Origin of the sequence: Corynebacterium sp. HMSC063A05 (assembly GCF_001809695.1) — a bacterium.
GTDB classification, from domain to species: domain Bacteria; phylum Actinomycetota; class Actinomycetes; order Mycobacteriales; family Mycobacteriaceae; genus Corynebacterium; species Corynebacterium amycolatum.
Genome location: NZ_KV798493.1, coordinates 157,281 through 172,343 on the forward strand (window position 1 = coordinate 157,281; position 15,063 = coordinate 172,343).

Here is a 15,063-nt window from a genome sequence, read left to right on the forward strand (position 1 = left end):
TTTTCCTCGACAATGAGCTCCATGACCAGTGGCAACGCTTCTGATTTCGAATTCTCCGCGATTCGCCGCGGTGTAGTCACGATTTGGTTTATCAGCACCAATGACCCTGCTGCGACCCTGGAGACAGGTGTTCAGCATGACCGCGGTTTCGGGCGTCGTTTCCTAGCTCTCTATGATTCGACGCTGCCGGTAACACCGATTGGTGATTTCCCGCTCAACCGCTCGGCGGAAACCGGTGACGGCGAATACTACATCGGCGGCTTTGAAGGCGTTGCCGTACTGCAGACGGTTCTCGACGATGTCTCGCAGCTGTCCAAGCTGTCGCCTCGTCTGCGCCAGGAGATTGCCGCCACGGACGTCTACGCGAGTGTGTCGAATAAATCCACGGGCTTCGGTGCCTTTGCGCATTGGCACGATGGTGAGCTCAAGCGCGCTTTCTCCGCTACTCGCTACCGCACACTGGAAGACATCGGTCTTCCCTGCCCCGCAGAGGGCAGCTTCTGGGCGGGCAAGCACCGCCCAATGCCCGACGCTTCCGAAGGTACGGCTTCACGTCCACGCGAAGGGGTCGGTTTGCCGTTCATTCCGACAGAGCTTGCCGACGCCGTCATCACCGACTGGCTTGGATTCGACCCGCATTCGCCCGCTACAGATATCCCTGTTAGTGGTTTTGCGGTCGATGGCCGTCGTGCGGCTCCCGGAACTTCGTATTCGACATCTCGTAGTCCGCGCGGGCTAATGAGTGAGCCGGGTTCCTCCGAGTCTGGCGCAGAGCTTGACCGCGCCTACGACGACTACGAAGTTCACAACGCAGAGCCGAACCGAGACTTTCTGGAGGAGCTCAGTCGCTTTGGTGCTAAGGCCAAGAACTTCGCTGGCCGCACCTGGCAGCGGGCGCGAGGCAAGTTCGGGAAATAGTTTCTACTGCCCTGCGCGCTGCGACTGAACGCGTAGTCGCTCGTAGAACGCAATCGCTGCGGAGGTAGCCACATTCAGGCTGTCAGTTCCCGGTGACATGGGAATGCGGGCACGCACATCGGTGGCTGCCATCGCGTGCTCGGTAAGTCCCTGCCCCTCAGCACCAACGAGAATCGCGACCTTGTCCGTGTCCATGGCATCCCACAGGTCCACCGTGCCCGCAGGGGTCATCGACACCACGCGGAAGCCCTGCTCTTTGAGCTGGTCCAGGCTTCGCTGCCAGGTGGTCGTAGTACCGGGCAGAGTCGCAAATGGGACTGTCAGCACATGCCCCATGGAAACACGCACGCTGCGGCGATACAGCGGATCGGCGCAGGCCGCGCCGAAGACAACCCCATCCACGCCCATGCCCGCCGCGTTACGGAACAGAGCCCCGATGTTCTCGTGGTCCCCAACACCCTCCATCACAGCCAAGGTGGTTGCTCCACTCAGAACTTGGTCCACCGAAAGCTCCGGCGCGCGGTCAGCGGTGGCCAGCAGGCCACGGTGAAGATCAAATCCGGCCGCTGCGGCCAGAACCTCGCGGTCGAGTTCAAACCAGGGCACAGCTTCCGCAATATCGGCCTCGCTCGCGGTCAGTCCGTCGGCAAGCAATGCGAGCTTCTGGCGAGTACCAAAGACTGCGCGGAGCGGAAAGCGTGAGCGCACTAACCGCGGCACAATGAGCGTGCCTTCGGCGATGACCAGGCCCTTCCCACCGGGCAAATCGGGGCGGGAATCGGACTTGTTGAGGTTGCGGATGTCATCGAGACGGCTGTCGGCGGGATCGTCGACGACGATGGGCGCAAAGCGTTCGAGGGATGTGGTGGTACTCATGGAAACTCTTTAGCCGCCCAGCAGAGCGGTGAACGGATCGGCAGCGAAGTAGATGACGAACAGGCCGGAGACAATCCACATCAGCGGGTGCACGGACTTGGCACGACCCGAGAAGATAGCCATCGCAGCAAAGGTGATGAAACCGATGCCGATACCATTTGCAATCGAGTAGGTAAATGGCATGGTGACAATAGTCAAAAATGCCGGCAGTGCGATGTCAAAACGGGTGAAATCAATCTCGGTGATCTGCCCAATCATCATGGCACCGACGATGACCAGCACAGGCGCGGCAGCCTCGATGGGCACGATTTCATAAAGCGGGGTGAAGAACATCGCCGCTAGAAAGAGGATGCCGGTGACAATGTTGGCAAGGCCAGTGCGTGCACCATCGGCGATGCCCGCTGCGGAGTCCACAAAGACAGTGTTCGACGAGGAGCTGACTGCACCGCCGACGATGGCACCGGTGCCTTCGACAACCAGTGCGCGCTTCATGTCCGGCAGCACACCGTCTTCATCGACAAGTGCGGCCTGCTTGCCCAGACCAGTCATCGTGCCCATGGCATCGAAGAAGTTAGCCAGGACCAAAGTGAACAGCAGCATGGTGGCGCTGAGGGCACCGACGCGGGCAAAGGAGCCGAAAAAATCCACAGCGCCAACGAGGGACAAGTCCGGCATACCACCTACACGGTCCGGCAGAGTCGGCACCGCGAGATTCCAACCGGTCGGCACTGGCTTGCCATCAGCGAAGGAGGGGCCCGCATCCGTCAAGGCCTCGACTGCGAGCGCAATGATGGTATTCAGCACGATGCCGATAAACAGGCCGCCTGGAATATTGCGGACAACCATGATGCCGCAGATAATCAGCCCGAGGACGAACACGGCGGTCGGCCACGAGGCAATCTGGCCATTGATGCCGAGCTGCACCGGAACAGTCGTGCCCGCGGCATCGGGAATACGGCGAACCAGGCCACCGTCGACCAGACCAATCATGGCGATGAATAGGCCGATGCCCACACTCATCGCGGCCTTCATATCGGACGGAATCGCGTGGAAGACAGCTGTTCGGAATCCGGTCAGCGCCAGCAGCACGATAATCACGCCGTCCAGCACGACCAGGCCCATCGCTTCTTCCCAGGCCAGCCCCTCGTTAGCAACGAATGTCACGGCAACCAGAGTGTTGATGCCCAGGCCCGTCGCAATGCCGAAGGGGTACTTGGCAAAGAGACCAAAAGTAATGGTCATGACGCCCGCGGCGAGCGCGGTGACAGCGGCGACCTGCGGTATCCCCAGGCTATTGCCGTTGACATCCTCGATATTGCCGAGGATCAGCGGGTTGAGCAGAATGATGTAGGCCATCGCGAAGAAGGTCACTACGCCACCGCGAATCTCGGTTACGGTCGTCGAACCGCGCTCCGTGATGTGAAAATAGCGGTCCACTGCTGAAAGATGGCTCCCCGACCGTGCAGGCTTGGAGTCCTTCGCCTCATCTGAGGATATTGCAGAGGTGGACGTACCTTTGTCCATTTTTTATGCCTCTCTAGAGTCTCTTTACTATCCGTGTCACGTGTTTATCCGTGTCAAAGCGGAATTTTTGTGCCGAAAGCCGTAACGGTGCAGTCTCTGGGGCCACGGTGGCGTCGAAGCTGCACCGTCTTCGTCATCGCGTTTGCCTAGGCGGGAAGCTACAGGTGCGAATCCTGGTAGGGTTCCGCCACCGGTGCGCCCTGCCCTGTTACTTCCGGGATAGCTGAGTGAGCACCGCAGCCGTGGTCAAAGCTTACGGCCGTGGCATCGAATGTCCATTCGTTGACACACACTCCCCAGTTCTTACCGAGCGGCCCGGTCAGCGGGACCATAAAGGCGCAGGTTCGGCAACGGTGCAATGCTTCCCGAGCAAAGTCACTCTCGGGGCCGGTATCGCCCTCTACCCAGCGCTGATCGGTATCTTCCACACCATGCGCCGACAACGTGCGGGTCTGCAAGTCATCGCCGTCGAGTCGCTCATCTCCCACTGCAGCCGGCAACAGATCGCGCGGACCGAGGTCACCGGGGCGCAACCGCTCCTCGTAAGGAACCCATTCGGGCGCCTGCAGCGCGGTTTCGCCAGGGACAAGAGCCACTTCACTGACCGTCGCCTGTTGAGTGCCCGGCGCGCACGCGACCACCACATGCCACTCCCAGCCCCTATATCCGGGCAGGTCAGCCGCAAAACGATGCACCGCAACGCCCTCGCCTACGACACTTACACCGGTGTGCGCGCCGGCAGGCCCCTCCCCGAGCTCTTCAATCGCGGTACGGGCGGTGTCGACCGCCTGGTGATTCATCACCTTCCCCCGTCGGCGGCTGTTTCGGGAACGTCGTCGATTTTCAGTCACGTTTCCTATCCTAGAGTGAAGCTATGGACAGATTCCCGTCGGGCGACGCAAAACCCGCCCGCCCCTTCCACTCATCACGCTTTACGACGGCCCGAGCTGCCATCCTCTCCGTGGCAACTGCCGCCCTATTGGCCGGTTGTGCGACTGAAACAGGTTCAGGTAGCAATTCCTCACGCGAGGTCCCAGCTAGTGGAGCTAGTGCGGGTTCGAACTCCGGCACCGCCGGAAGGTCGACTTCAGCTTCGGTTAACCCCTCCAAGCTGGTCGGCGCCGATAAGGTGCCGGGGCTCGGTGACGTTCCGACACTGAAACTGACCATCGAGCAGTCCTATCCCACCTCCGCTCCACCACTTCCCGCTTCGACGAATGTCACTGCACCTTTTGTCCAGGGCCTTGAGTTCGAACCGGATGGCTCTTTGTTGATGGGCACCGGCCTCTACGGTGAGTCCCAGATTTACCGATTGCCGCAGTGGCTCGACAACTCTGCGGCCGAGCCGACCAACGTGGAAGATTTGCAGCCTGACCTCTTCGGCGAGGGCATCACCCGCCATGGAGATACCGTGTGGCAGCTGACGTGGAAGGAAGGACGCGCCATAGAACGCGATGCGGCTACTCTCAGGCAGCGTCGCGAGGTTCCCTTTGACGCCGAGGGCTGGGGCGCGTGCTCCTTCGATGACACCATCGTGACCTCCGATGGCAGTGGCACCCTCACTTTCCGCTCCCCTGATGACCTCTCGCCCCTGCGTCAACTGCCCGTCACTGCGGCAGGCACGGAGACAACGTGGCTCAACGAACTCGAGTGCGTCGCTGTCGACACCGACGTAGATCCGGACGCAGCTCCGGACGAAGAACCGGCGGACACGAGCGATTCAAACAGCCAGAGCAACGCAGACGGACCAACCTCCCCGCAATTGCACCGCGAGATTTGGGCCAACGTCTGGCAGAGTCCATTCATCTACCGCATCAACCCGGAAGACGGAAAGGTCACAGGCATCGTCGATGCCACCGAACTCTTCCGCGACCTGTACGCGCAGCTCTCTCCGGCAGAGCAACAGAGTGTTGATGTGCTCAACGGCATTGCGCTGATGCCGGATTCTTCGTCTACCTCGCCCAATGGAACCCGTCAGTTCCTGCTTACAGGGAAGAAATGGCCCACAGCCTACCGTGTTACCGTGAGTGAATAGCAGTATCTGGCCCGAGAACGGCTAGTGTGACTGAACGTAGCTTCAATTCCGTTACGAATGTCGGGAAGTGAGAGTTGATGGGATCGAGTAGGCGCCGCTGGCAACAGAATAGTAAGGCGTTCGTGGTTGTCGGCGCTATTGTCGTGGTGGGTCTTGTCGTCACCGGCATCGTCCTTGCTGTCAATAAGTGGACCAACCAGGCAATCGACGACCCACACGCGCTGACCATCGAGGTCAACCAGGACGGCGAAACCACAGAGGTTCTTCCCTACCGCGTCTGCGACCTCTTTGAGAAGAATGCCTGCACCACGACTGAGGCCAACGCCGCCAAGATCTCCCTGGGCGAGCAGGAGACGGCTGAGGTTAACGTCGGCTCCACTGTTGGCTCTAACTCCTGGACTCTGCAGCGCTTCTTCTCCGACGATGCGGTCAACTCCACCTCTCGCAAGGATCCGGGCGAAGCCACGACCGAGACCATCGCTGGCTCCGCAGCTGTTGCCGGCAAACGCACCCCACTCGGGGTCGTGGAGGTTTCCACCGCGCTCATCGGAAAGAACTCCGAGGGCGAAGAGACCACCTACGGTATTACTTGGTCGATCGTCAACGAACCGTCGTAAAGCACAGCAAAACGCCCGCTCACTGAGGTTTTCCACTTTCATGAGCGGGCGTTTTCACGTCTTCTAACGACTTACGAGTCCAGCTCGCGCGCGACCGCACGCAGGACTTCAGCCATCTGGTGGCCGTCCTTACGCTCCGGGTAACGCCCGGCGCGCAGGTCACGCTGCACCGTCGACTCCAGCATGGAAATCATGTCCGAAATCATGCCGTTGAGATCACTGGGGCTGTACTTCTTCGCTTGACGACGGGCCCCTGCGCCCCCACCTGCCCCGCCACGGCGGTGACGGGCACTGCGCGGTCCCTCGTCGAGCACCTTGATCCGGAGGGCCTGTGGGCCTGGGCGGCCGTCAGCGTAGTCGTACTCCAGGCGCTGACCAGTTACAAGCTCTTCCACGCCTTTCGGCAGCACGTTCTTGCCGATGTAGACATCTTCACCGTCCGGATTCGACACGAAGCCAAAACCGCGATCCTTGTCGTACCACCCGACCTTACCGATGGGCACTTTCCACCTAACCTTCCCGTGCCCTACGACTGGGGGCACTCAACCTCGTTCCCCTTGGGCAGCGGTGACTGCCCTTCGGGGTCTTCGGATCGGAGATGCAATTCTTCCGCACTCGCCACCGTCCTCGCACGCACAAACGGCCAGAGTTAGAGGCTCGATTGAGGCGAGCTTGGCCAGACAGGACCGCGAGGATATGCCGGGCCGGGCGCTGTCTTAATGGTGTTCCTTTAATTAAGGTGCGACCAAAACGGGACGCACTCCAACCGGGAACACATTATTTATTACTGCTTACTAGTGCGAAGTGGCGGCAGCGGTAGCGGCGTGCATGTGCACGTCACCTCCGATTACCTAAAGAACTCAATTATACCCATAGATGGGGACATAAAGGGAAGATGGATTTGTGGGAAGCGAGCACCCTCGCGGATTGACGCACAGAGACTGCAACGAACTGCCAGCGTTGGTTCTTCTTGGCTATCTCTTATGGCCTCTTTTTCAAGTGCCGGAGACGCGCCAAAACAGGAAAAATAACAAGACGATAACGTGAGCTTTATCACATTATGATGTTTTAACTTACACATCACCACTAACAGTCACATCTCCTACCTGCAGTTTCACCTACTTTTATCCATATTTCCAACCTGCGCTCAAAATTAAGAATCCGGCGGTTCGCGTGACTATTTCGTTACCAACCGCTACGGTGTGCAATCGACACGTTTAACGGACGAAGTCGCATAGATCGCCTTCATCTCACTCCAGTGCGATGACATCGGCCCGCTACCAACAACGTGAAGAACTTTCCATAAGAGTGAGATGGGGTTGCATTAGCCCCACTGGCGCCACAAAGAAAATCGACGAAAAGGAAATTTTCATATGGCTCGCCACGCAGCTAAGACCAACACCTTCGCTTCCACTTCGGCAAAGGTTGCACTGACCGGCGCAATCCTCGGCGCCGGTGCCGCTATCTTCGCACCGACCGCTTCTGCAGCTCCAGACTCCGACTGGGACCGCCTGGCACAGTGTGAGTCCGGTGGCAACTGGCACATCAACACCGGAAACGGCTACTACGGTGGCCTGCAGTTCTCCGCAAGCACCTGGAACGCTTTCGGTGGTAACGAGTTCGCTTCGACCGCTGATCAGGCTTCCCGCGAGCAGCAGATTTACGTTGCTGAGAAGGTTCTGGCTCAGCAGGGTTGGGGCGCATGGCCGGCTTGCTCCGCAAGCCTGGGTCTCTCTTCCGGCCCGACCGATCGTCCGCACCCGAGCCAGGGCGTCGCTCCTGTTCGCGCACAGGCCGCTCCGGCAGCTGCTGCTTCCGACTCCAAGACCGACCTGATCCAGCAGTTCGCTGACCGCCTCTCCAACGTCGACAGCCTGTCCGACGCCCAGGCACTCATCGCTGAGTTCCGTGCACTGACCGGTCAGATTGAGCTTCCGCAGGAACTGGTCGCAGCCATTCCGTTCGACCTGTCGAAGCTGCAGGGTCTGATTTAAGGCTTTCGAGCTAGCCAGCTCATCACAGTAGCCCCGAGGGTGATTCACCTCGGGGCTACTATTTGTCTTCAACAGGTTGGCGGTACCGGCCCAATGTAAGTTACTGCCTGCGTGAGTTACTGCCTGCGTTTATGGCTGGCGACCGCGTGCCAACGCGAGTTAGTGACTGCGTTTATGACAAAAAATGGCCCGAAAAATGGCTTGAAAGTGTCATAAACTCGCACAGTTTCATATTTGAAGCCCGCAGCCACGACTGAACTAGCAGTCACGGCTGCGGGCCTCCTGCAGATCTAGCTCTGCTAAAAATATAAAAGATTACTTGTTAATCACCGTGGTCGGGTGCACGTAACCCAAAGTCTCCGGATCAACCGGGAACTCAATGTCGCCGAAAGGCGAATCTGCACCAGCGTGGTGAGCAATCAATTCAGTAACAGCGTGCTGACCAGGCTCGAGGTCCTTCGGCCAGCCGGGATCGACATAGGATTTCTTTGCAACGTTAGCCATGCTGAGATTATCCCAAAAATTTTCTCCCCAGTCACCTTCTCCCCTCCTTAAACCTCACTAAAGTGGGGATTGTCATGACTAGCACCACCCCCTTTGCACTCTTTTCCGACTGGCTGGCAGGTCAACCAGACCAATTTGTGGGCACTATCCTCAGCAATCGCCCCGATGCGCTGTCGCCGCCGCCGAAGTCTTCCCAGGTGCTAGCGGCAAGGCTCCAGCTCCGCGCTTCTGTCTCCCGCGCGCTGACCAAACTGCCCGCACTGGAGCTCGCCTGCATTGAGGCTGCCGCTGACCTCGGTGCCGACGCCGAACCCGTCACTGCGGACGCCCTCATCGACTACATTCTCGACTTACTCTCTCGAGCAGAGGTTCCCGCCAATCAACGGCCCACGGCCGCACATATTCGGACAGGCCTCGATACCCTGCGCGCATACGGACTCATCTGGGGAAACGGCGCCGGCCCACGCGGCACTTTCACCGGCAAGTCCACCCGCAAGAAGCCTCTGCCCTGGCAGGACTACTTCTGTCTCAGCGATGAGGTCGCCACCTCGTTGCCACCCGGCTGGTATCTTCTGCCCAATCCCGATGGCCCCAGCCGCAGCCAGCTACGCACGGCACTCACCAAGGTCACAGACAGGCAGCAGCGTCTCCTGGATACCCTCGCCAACTCCGGAGGTCTCGGCGTCACAAAGGACGCTCATCCGGATGCCGACCCCTCGCTGCCGGTCCCAGCGCTCATCAGCGCCGGCCTGCTCGAACGCATCGACGAGGGCACCGTCCGCTTGCCCGCCACCGTTCGCGCGCTTATGCGTGGAGTCGGGCTTGCCGACGACGACGTCCCCCTGCGCCCCGAAACCCCCGCTACCCATGTAATTGCCAGCGGTAACGACCGTGCTGCCGCCACCGCCTGGGAAACTTTGCGACAGGCGACTGACCTCCTGGACCTACTGGGAACCAACCCCGCACCGACCTTGAAAAACGGTGTCATCGGAGTGCGGGAAACCCGCAATCTCATCGAGGAGCTCGGTGTCGACATCTCGGAGCTGGCTCGCGGCGTGGCTAACCTCGGTGCAGCGGGCCTGGTTCATGTCGGCACTCCGCATCCGCTGCCACTGCACGACACCGGTGGTGACTATTTCGCACCCACGCTGGCAGCCGACGGCTTCCTCGACGCCGATCTGGTTGACCGGTGGGTGAGCTTGACAGTCGGCACTCGCACTAGCGACGCAGCGCCCTGGCGGGTCGACCAGCTCAATGAGGAAGGCAAGCGCATTGCTCTGCTCTCACCTCAAACTCGGCTCTCCGGGGTACCGTCAATCCGGGAAATGGTGCTGGCCTGCTGTGCGCAGGTGGCGTCGTCGGCAAGCGGCAACGACGTCGTTGCTCTGACTGACCTGCGTGAATGCGCCGCCTACTACTACCCCATCACCAACGCGAGGTGCACGGACGAGACTCTCAGTGGCGTGGTCGACGAGCTGGTCGCCCTCGGCATCGTCGTGCGGGACCCGGGCGTGGAAACGATTTCCGTCGGCCTTAGCGAGGTCGGCAAAGCCATAGTCGCGCTCATCGAATCCGGCACTGCCGAGGCCTTCGACGATCTGCGTGCTGCCTGTAACAACCTCTTGCCGCCGAACGCCTCGTACCTGATGGTCCAGGCGGACAACACCATCGTCGTACCGGGCCCCGCATCCCCGGAGATGGAACGCATGCTCAGTTCGATTGCGCAGTTGGAATCTCCCGGCCTCGCCAGCGTCTACCGCGTGACCGAAGACAGCCTCCGCGATGCCCTCGACACCGGCATCAACGCCGCCGATATCTCGGAGTTTCTCTCGCGCTACGCCGTCGGCGAAGTGCCGCAGTCCATTACCTATTTGCTTGACGACGTCGCCCGCCGCCACGGTCGTCTCCGCGGTGGCCCCGCAGCTTCGTTTATCCGCTGTGACGATCCGGCTCTGCTGGCCTCATTCCAGAGTCACCAGGCTGGACAAAGCCTGGCGTTGCGGAAGATTGCCGAAACGGTGCTAATTAGCCAGGCCCCGCTTGCCCAGGTGATTGAGACCGCTAGAAATGCGGGCTTTTCCATCATCGCCGAAGATGCAGAGGGTTTGGTGCTGGATCTCGGTCGCGCTCCCTGCCGCATTGAGGCGCCAGCTCCGGTGCCTACTGCGCGTACAACGATGCCCGAACCGGAACGCATCAGCCAGGCGTTGACGGCCATTGCCGATGGCAACCGTGCTGCTGAGCACGCCGGTAGTTCCAGTGGCGCTACAGCCAGTGGCAGCACTGCTGGGGTCTCTGGCTCGGTTGCGGATTCGGCGACAGGTACGGGGACGGCTGCCGGTGCTAGCGCTAGCACCGGTGGCACGAGCGGCTACGCCTCCGGCACCGAAGCATTCAAGCTACTGCAGCGCGCGGCTCGCCACGGCGACGACCTGTATTTAAGCTACGTCGACCGCAACGGCAAACCCGGCCGCAAGCGCGTGCGCCCAGTCACTGTCTCCGGTGGGCAGGTCGATGCTATCGACCCGGCCACCAGCCAAGTGCTGCGCTTTCTGCTGCATCGCATTACCGAAGTACATCCTGTCGACTAGGCGACGGGCGCGGGGATCGTCGTAAAGCGATGCAAAAGCGAATGTGACGGTTCGGGATGATTCGAGCCCGTGGCGCATCTTCTGCGTAATCGTGGCAGAATTGACCTTTAGCTTATTTTTGGTCGAATGTCTGCGAGGCGAGGAAGTAATGGGTTTCGGTACGGGTCCGCTGATCGTCCAATCGGATAAGACGGTGCTGCTGGAGGTCGATAATCCGGAGGCGGATGCGGCACGCGCGGCGCTGGCACCATTCGCGGAGCTCGAACGTGCTCCTGAACACGTGCACACCTACCGCATCACCCCGCTGGCGCTGTGGAATGCCCGCGCTGCCGGTCACGACGCGGAGCAGGTGGTCGATGTCCTCGAGCGCTATTCCAAGTTCCCCGTCCCCCAGCCACTGCTTATCGACGTCGCGGAGACCATGGACCGCTACGGTCGCCTGAGCCTGACCAAGCATCCAGCTCACGGCCTTATTCTGCTCTCACACGACCCCGCGGTACTGGCCGAGGTGACCAAGCACAAAAAGATTCGTCCGATGCTCGGCGAGCAAATCGATGCCGACACCTGGACCGTGCACCCCTCCGAGCGAGGCCGAATCAAACAGGAGCTGCTGAAGGTCGGCTGGCCTGCCAATGACACCGCCGGATACATCGACGGAGAGGCACACGCCATCGCCTGGCAGGATCAGGGCACCGGAGGCCACGACACCTGGGAACTGCGCGACTACCAACGCATGGCGGCCGATTCCTTCCGCGAGGGTGGCTCCGGCGTCGTGGTGCTGCCCTGCGGCGCAGGAAAAACAATCGTCGGAGCGGCGGCCATGGTAGACGCGCAGCGCACTACTTTGATCCTGGTCACCAACACCGTCGCCGGCAGGCAGTGGCGCGACGAGCTGCTGCAACGCACCTCGCTGACCGAGGACGAAATCGGCGAATACTCCGGCGAAAAGAAGGAAATTCGCCCCGTCACTATTGCGACCTACCAAGTGGTCACGCGCAAGACCAAGGGAGAATACCGCGCACTCGAGCTATTCGATTCCCGCGACTGGGGCCTCATCATCTATGACGAGGTCCACCTCCTGCCCGCTCCTGTGTTCCGAATGAGTGCGGATCTGCAGTCGCGCCGTCGACTGGGGCTCACCGCCACCCTGGTGCGCGAAGATGGCCGCGAGGGCGACGTCTTCAGCCTGATCGGCCCGAAGCGCTACGACGCCCCATGGAAAGACATCGAAGCTCAGGGCTGGATCGCGCCGGCTGACTGCGTTGAGGTCCGCGTGACCCCGACCGAGTCCGAGCGCATGCTCTACGCCACAGCTGAAGCCTCCGACAGGTATCGCCTGGCCGCAACGACGCCGACGAAGATTCCCGTCGTCAAGCAAATCCTTGCCCGACACGAGGGCGAACCCGCTCTGGTGATTGGTGCCTACTTGGATCAGCTCGAAGAGATTGGCGAGGAACTGGACGTCGATGTCATCGAAGGAAAGACGTCCAACGCCAAACGCGAGGAGCTCTTTGGGAAGTTCCGGCGCGGCGAGATCAACACGCTGGTGGTCTCCAAGGTTGCGAACTTCTCCATTGACCTTCCCGAGGCCTCTGTCGCCGTGCAAGTCTCCGGCACCTTCGGTTCCCGACAGGAGGAGGCGCAGCGTCTGGGGCGTCTCCTGCGCCCGAAGTCCGATGGTGGTGGCGCCGTCTTTTACTCGGTGGTAACTCGCGATACGCTCGATACTGAATATGCAGCTCATCGCCAGCGTTTCCTGGCGGAACAGGGCTACGCCTACCGAATCGTCGACGCAGATGAGTACCTCGGCCCAACCCTGCCCGGCGATTCCACCGCTAGCTCGGAATCCTAGAAAAATGGATAACTAAAGGACTGCCATGAACTTTCACTTCCCCGTCAACCGCGAGCACACCAACGCCAACAACGAGTACTACCGCGATGCCCGCCGACTGCTCATCTCCTCCGGCATTTTCTCTGCTCTGCTGCTCGTCGGCGCTGTGCTGGTTCTAGTAGTTTTCGACCGCACGCCGTTTGTTATCGGCAGCGCGGTTGTGCTTTTCGCCCTCGCGACTCTCTACGTCGGCGTTACCTTCCAGGTGCGACGCGCAATCAAGGATCCGCAAGAGCTTTACGACGAATCCCCGCTGGTTCCGGCCATGATTGCGCGTGTGGATGAGCGAACCATGGTGCTGATGACCTTGGTGGACATGCGTAAAAACCCCTCCGATGGAGAGCCCGTCCCGGCCCTGGCTACACGTACTGTCACCACGATTTCCGGGGTTCCCCGCCGCGTGGGCGCGAAGGTGCCAGCTGTTGCTGTGGCCGGCACGCATAAGAGCCGCACCGAGTTCTACGATGAAATCACCCCAGTGCCCCTCGCGTGGTCCACTCCTGACAAGTCAGTCATTGCCCAAGCCCAGCGCAATATTCCGGTCAACGATTGGAATGTCCTCGAACGCAACATCGACCGGGTGGAAGAGGTCCACGCAACGAAGCGCAACCTCCTGCCGCTGAACTAGTCGGGGCCTGTTCGCCCCCCGGCCTTCTGGCACTGAGCTGTTCTAGCTCCGCCCCCGGTTTCCCTACCGGCGCCCCCTCCGCAGCGCTCACATGCACAGCGAGAGCGCCATTGGGAACTGAAACGGGTTGGCTAGCTCTTGCCCCAGGACTCTTCATTCTGCCGGTCAATCGCTTCCTTATCGTATTCACCTGCCGGGTCCTCTGGCAGCTCACGTTCCGTGTGAGTGGCCTCTAAAATGAACCGCGCCGCGTCCGTAATCTGCTCTCGCTGAACCTTTGGAACCGCAATCTGGTGAGTTGCCAAGAATTCCGCCTGAGAGGCCTCTCCGCCCGACTCCTCGACCTTCTTCAGGTACTCGGTAGCTGGACGAACGACAGTATCGCGGGAGGCCGCTTGAACGTGGACACGCATGCTTCGCGACGGCTCATGCAATCCCGGTGACACTTCCTTTGCCGAATCGTCAGAGGTGCCGAAGAATGCCTGCAACCACACCGCAGGCGCACCACGCAAGTCTAGGGCCGGAGCAACGAGCAACAAAGCAACCGGCGTGTCCTGACTAATCTGGTTTACCGCGGAAACAACGTTGTGCCCGCCTGAAGAGACACCGTAGAGAACTATCGGGTTCTGATCTCTGATGGGCATTGCACCCAATTTCTGAAGCTGCAACGAATCATCTGCGACAGATGTGACTACCCGCGCGATGTCATTGACGGCCTCAGACACCTTGTGCTCTGGTGCGAGCCGGTAGTCCACATCCACAACAATTGCGCCGGATCGGGCTGCCAGGGCCGCCATATTTGGGCCGAAGGAATTCTCACGCAGACTGCCGTCACCCATCCAGAAAGCGCCACCGTGTGCGGCAACTACCACAGATCCGGTTGGATCCTGCGGAACAAAAACTCGAACCGGAACGCTAGGACTATCCCCCACCGTCGTATCCGTTACTTCAACCTTGCCATCGGCATACGCAAGGTATGGCGAAGAATGGTTGACGGCCGCCCCCAAGACCATCATCGAACCGTGAATAATAGCGTCGGGCATACGAGCACCGCGGTCATTGACTGACGCACGAGCCTTCCTGATGTCTTCTTCAGAGGCACCCAACGGGACAACCTCGCTCAAGTAGGAATAGGCCGAGACGTGTTCTTCGAGCCATTCAATAAGCTGTTGCAGCTTACCCTCTTCGGTCGTTACGGGAGTGAAGTTGTCTTGAGCCTCGCCCTCAGAAGAAGCCAGGTTAACCACATCGGAGTTAGGTGTCTGATTAGTCATAGAGACAGTCTGCCACAGAGAACCCACGAGAATTCATCGAAATAGGAAACCGGGAATTTAATCGATCGTTTGCTAACTGAAAATCAACAGAATATTGGATGGGAAAAAGAATAGTATTTTGCGCTGTTTATTTTGTTTAATGTCGTTTACTTGTGGGTAAAACAAAAGTGGGCCGCAGCCACCACCCCACAACAACAAAGGGGAGCAACCA

13 protein-coding genes are annotated in these 15,063 nt (G+C 59.9%); 7 read left to right on the forward strand and 6 right to left on the reverse strand.

Going from position 1 to position 15,063, the window contains the following annotated elements; translation table 11 throughout:
- Positions 1 to 21 precede the first annotated feature (21 nt).
- Positions 22 to 918, forward strand: a complete 897-nt coding sequence (locus HMPREF2651_RS01670) for a DUF6928 family protein (RefSeq protein WP_246817321.1) — start codon at positions 22 to 24, stop codon at positions 916 to 918.
- Positions 919 to 921: 3 nt separating this feature from the next.
- Here the strand turns inward: HMPREF2651_RS01670 and HMPREF2651_RS01675 are convergent, their stop codons facing one another.
- The 3 genes from HMPREF2651_RS01675 to HMPREF2651_RS01685 all read right to left on the reverse strand — a co-directional run bounded on the left by HMPREF2651_RS01675 (position 922) and on the right by HMPREF2651_RS01685 (position 4,169).
- On the reverse strand, positions 922 to 1,794 hold the full coding sequence (locus HMPREF2651_RS01675; RefSeq protein WP_049180904.1) for a TrmH family RNA methyltransferase: 873 nt from the start codon (positions 1,792 to 1,794) through the stop codon (positions 922 to 924).
- A gap of 9 nt (positions 1,795 to 1,803) precedes the next feature.
- Positions 1,804 to 3,318 carry an NCS2 family permease gene (locus tag HMPREF2651_RS01680; RefSeq protein ID WP_070560173.1) on the reverse strand — a complete coding sequence of 505 codons (1,515 nt, stop codon included), beginning with the start codon at positions 3,316 to 3,318 and terminating at the stop codon, positions 1,804 to 1,806.
- Between the two features lie 158 nt (positions 3,319 to 3,476).
- The gene (locus tag HMPREF2651_RS01685; RefSeq protein ID WP_239393054.1) at positions 3,477 to 4,169 is read right to left on the reverse strand and encodes a DUF3027 domain-containing protein; all 693 of its coding nucleotides are present in this window, start codon (positions 4,167 to 4,169) and stop codon (positions 3,477 to 3,479) included.
- A gap of 23 nt (positions 4,170 to 4,192) precedes the next feature.
- On the opposite strand from HMPREF2651_RS01685, the gene HMPREF2651_RS01690 reads away from it, so the two are divergent.
- Together HMPREF2651_RS01690 and HMPREF2651_RS01695 are read left to right on the forward strand one after the other, a co-directional pair.
- Positions 4,193 to 5,353 carry a glutaminyl-peptide cyclotransferase gene (locus HMPREF2651_RS01690; protein ID WP_049180901.1) on the forward strand — a complete coding sequence of 387 codons (1,161 nt, stop codon included), beginning with the start codon at positions 4,193 to 4,195 and terminating at the stop codon, positions 5,351 to 5,353.
- A gap of 77 nt (positions 5,354 to 5,430) precedes the next feature.
- On the forward strand, positions 5,431 to 5,970 hold the full coding sequence (locus tag HMPREF2651_RS01695) for a DUF2771 family protein (RefSeq protein WP_239663043.1): 540 nt from the start codon (positions 5,431 to 5,433) through the stop codon (positions 5,968 to 5,970).
- A gap of 71 nt (positions 5,971 to 6,041) precedes the next feature.
- Here HMPREF2651_RS01695 and HMPREF2651_RS01700 read toward each other — a convergent pair whose 3' ends face one another.
- Positions 6,042 to 6,473 carry a cold-shock protein gene (locus HMPREF2651_RS01700; RefSeq protein ID WP_070585952.1) on the reverse strand — a complete coding sequence of 144 codons (432 nt, stop codon included), beginning with the start codon at positions 6,471 to 6,473 and terminating at the stop codon, positions 6,042 to 6,044.
- 870 nt (positions 6,474 to 7,343) lie between these two features.
- Here HMPREF2651_RS01700 and HMPREF2651_RS01705 point away from each other — a divergent pair.
- Positions 7,344 to 7,964: a transglycosylase family protein gene (locus tag HMPREF2651_RS01705; RefSeq protein ID WP_038626426.1), complete on the forward strand. Its 621-nt coding sequence runs from the start codon at positions 7,344 to 7,346 to the stop codon at positions 7,962 to 7,964.
- Between the two features lie 315 nt (positions 7,965 to 8,279).
- On the opposite strand, the gene HMPREF2651_RS01710 is transcribed toward HMPREF2651_RS01705, so the two are convergent.
- Positions 8,280 to 8,468 carry a hypothetical protein gene (locus HMPREF2651_RS01710; protein ID WP_016423317.1) on the reverse strand — a complete coding sequence of 63 codons (189 nt, stop codon included), beginning with the start codon at positions 8,466 to 8,468 and terminating at the stop codon, positions 8,280 to 8,282.
- A gap of 74 nt (positions 8,469 to 8,542) precedes the next feature.
- Between HMPREF2651_RS01710 and HMPREF2651_RS01715 the strand changes: the two genes are divergently transcribed.
- The 3 genes from HMPREF2651_RS01715 to HMPREF2651_RS01725 all read left to right on the forward strand — a co-directional run bounded on the left by HMPREF2651_RS01715 (position 8,543) and on the right by HMPREF2651_RS01725 (position 13,578).
- Positions 8,543 to 11,059, forward strand: a complete 2,517-nt coding sequence (locus tag HMPREF2651_RS01715; protein ID WP_049180899.1) for a helicase-associated domain-containing protein — start codon at positions 8,543 to 8,545, stop codon at positions 11,057 to 11,059.
- 148 nt (positions 11,060 to 11,207) lie between these two features.
- Positions 11,208 to 12,911 (forward strand): DNA repair helicase XPB, encoded by a 1,704-nt coding sequence (locus tag HMPREF2651_RS01720; protein ID WP_049180898.1) that lies wholly within the window; start codon positions 11,208 to 11,210, stop codon positions 12,909 to 12,911.
- Between the two features lie 25 nt (positions 12,912 to 12,936).
- Positions 12,937 to 13,578 (forward strand): DUF3239 domain-containing protein, encoded by a 642-nt coding sequence (locus HMPREF2651_RS01725; RefSeq protein ID WP_038626431.1) that lies wholly within the window; start codon positions 12,937 to 12,939, stop codon positions 13,576 to 13,578.
- A gap of 131 nt (positions 13,579 to 13,709) precedes the next feature.
- On the opposite strand, the gene HMPREF2651_RS01730 is transcribed toward HMPREF2651_RS01725, so the two are convergent.
- Positions 13,710 to 14,852, reverse strand: a complete 1,143-nt coding sequence (locus HMPREF2651_RS01730) for an alpha/beta hydrolase (RefSeq protein ID WP_070585953.1) — start codon at positions 14,850 to 14,852, stop codon at positions 13,710 to 13,712.
- Positions 14,853 to 15,063 lie beyond the last annotated feature (211 nt).

What these genes read in the sequence shown, in the direction of transcription:
- HMPREF2651_RS01670 (WP_246817321.1), top strand. Translation starts at nt 22, where the DNA reads ATGACCAGTGGCAACGCTTCTGATTTCGAATTCTCCGCGATTCGCCGC.
- HMPREF2651_RS01675 (WP_049180904.1), bottom strand. Translation starts at nt 1,794, where the DNA reads ATGAGTACCACCACATCCCTCGAACGCTTTGCGCCCATCGTCGTCGAC.
- HMPREF2651_RS01680 (WP_070560173.1), bottom strand. Translation starts at nt 3,318, where the DNA reads ATGGACAAAGGTACGTCCACCTCTGCAATATCCTCAGATGAGGCGAAG.
- HMPREF2651_RS01690 (WP_049180901.1), top strand. Translation starts at nt 4,193, where the DNA reads ATGGACAGATTCCCGTCGGGCGACGCAAAACCCGCCCGCCCCTTCCAC.
- HMPREF2651_RS01695 (WP_239663043.1), top strand. Translation starts at nt 5,431, where the DNA reads ATGGGATCGAGTAGGCGCCGCTGGCAACAGAATAGTAAGGCGTTCGTG.
- HMPREF2651_RS01705 (WP_038626426.1), top strand. Translation starts at nt 7,344, where the DNA reads ATGGCTCGCCACGCAGCTAAGACCAACACCTTCGCTTCCACTTCGGCA.
- HMPREF2651_RS01710 (WP_016423317.1), bottom strand. Translation starts at nt 8,468, where the DNA reads ATGGCTAACGTTGCAAAGAAATCCTATGTCGATCCCGGCTGGCCGAAG.
- HMPREF2651_RS01715 (WP_049180899.1), top strand. Translation starts at nt 8,543, where the DNA reads ATGACTAGCACCACCCCCTTTGCACTCTTTTCCGACTGGCTGGCAGGT.
- HMPREF2651_RS01720 (WP_049180898.1), top strand. Translation starts at nt 11,208, where the DNA reads ATGGGTTTCGGTACGGGTCCGCTGATCGTCCAATCGGATAAGACGGTG.
- HMPREF2651_RS01725 (WP_038626431.1), top strand. Translation starts at nt 12,937, where the DNA reads ATGAACTTTCACTTCCCCGTCAACCGCGAGCACACCAACGCCAACAAC.
- HMPREF2651_RS01730 (WP_070585953.1), bottom strand. Translation starts at nt 14,852, where the DNA reads ATGACTAATCAGACACCTAACTCCGATGTGGTTAACCTGGCTTCTTCT.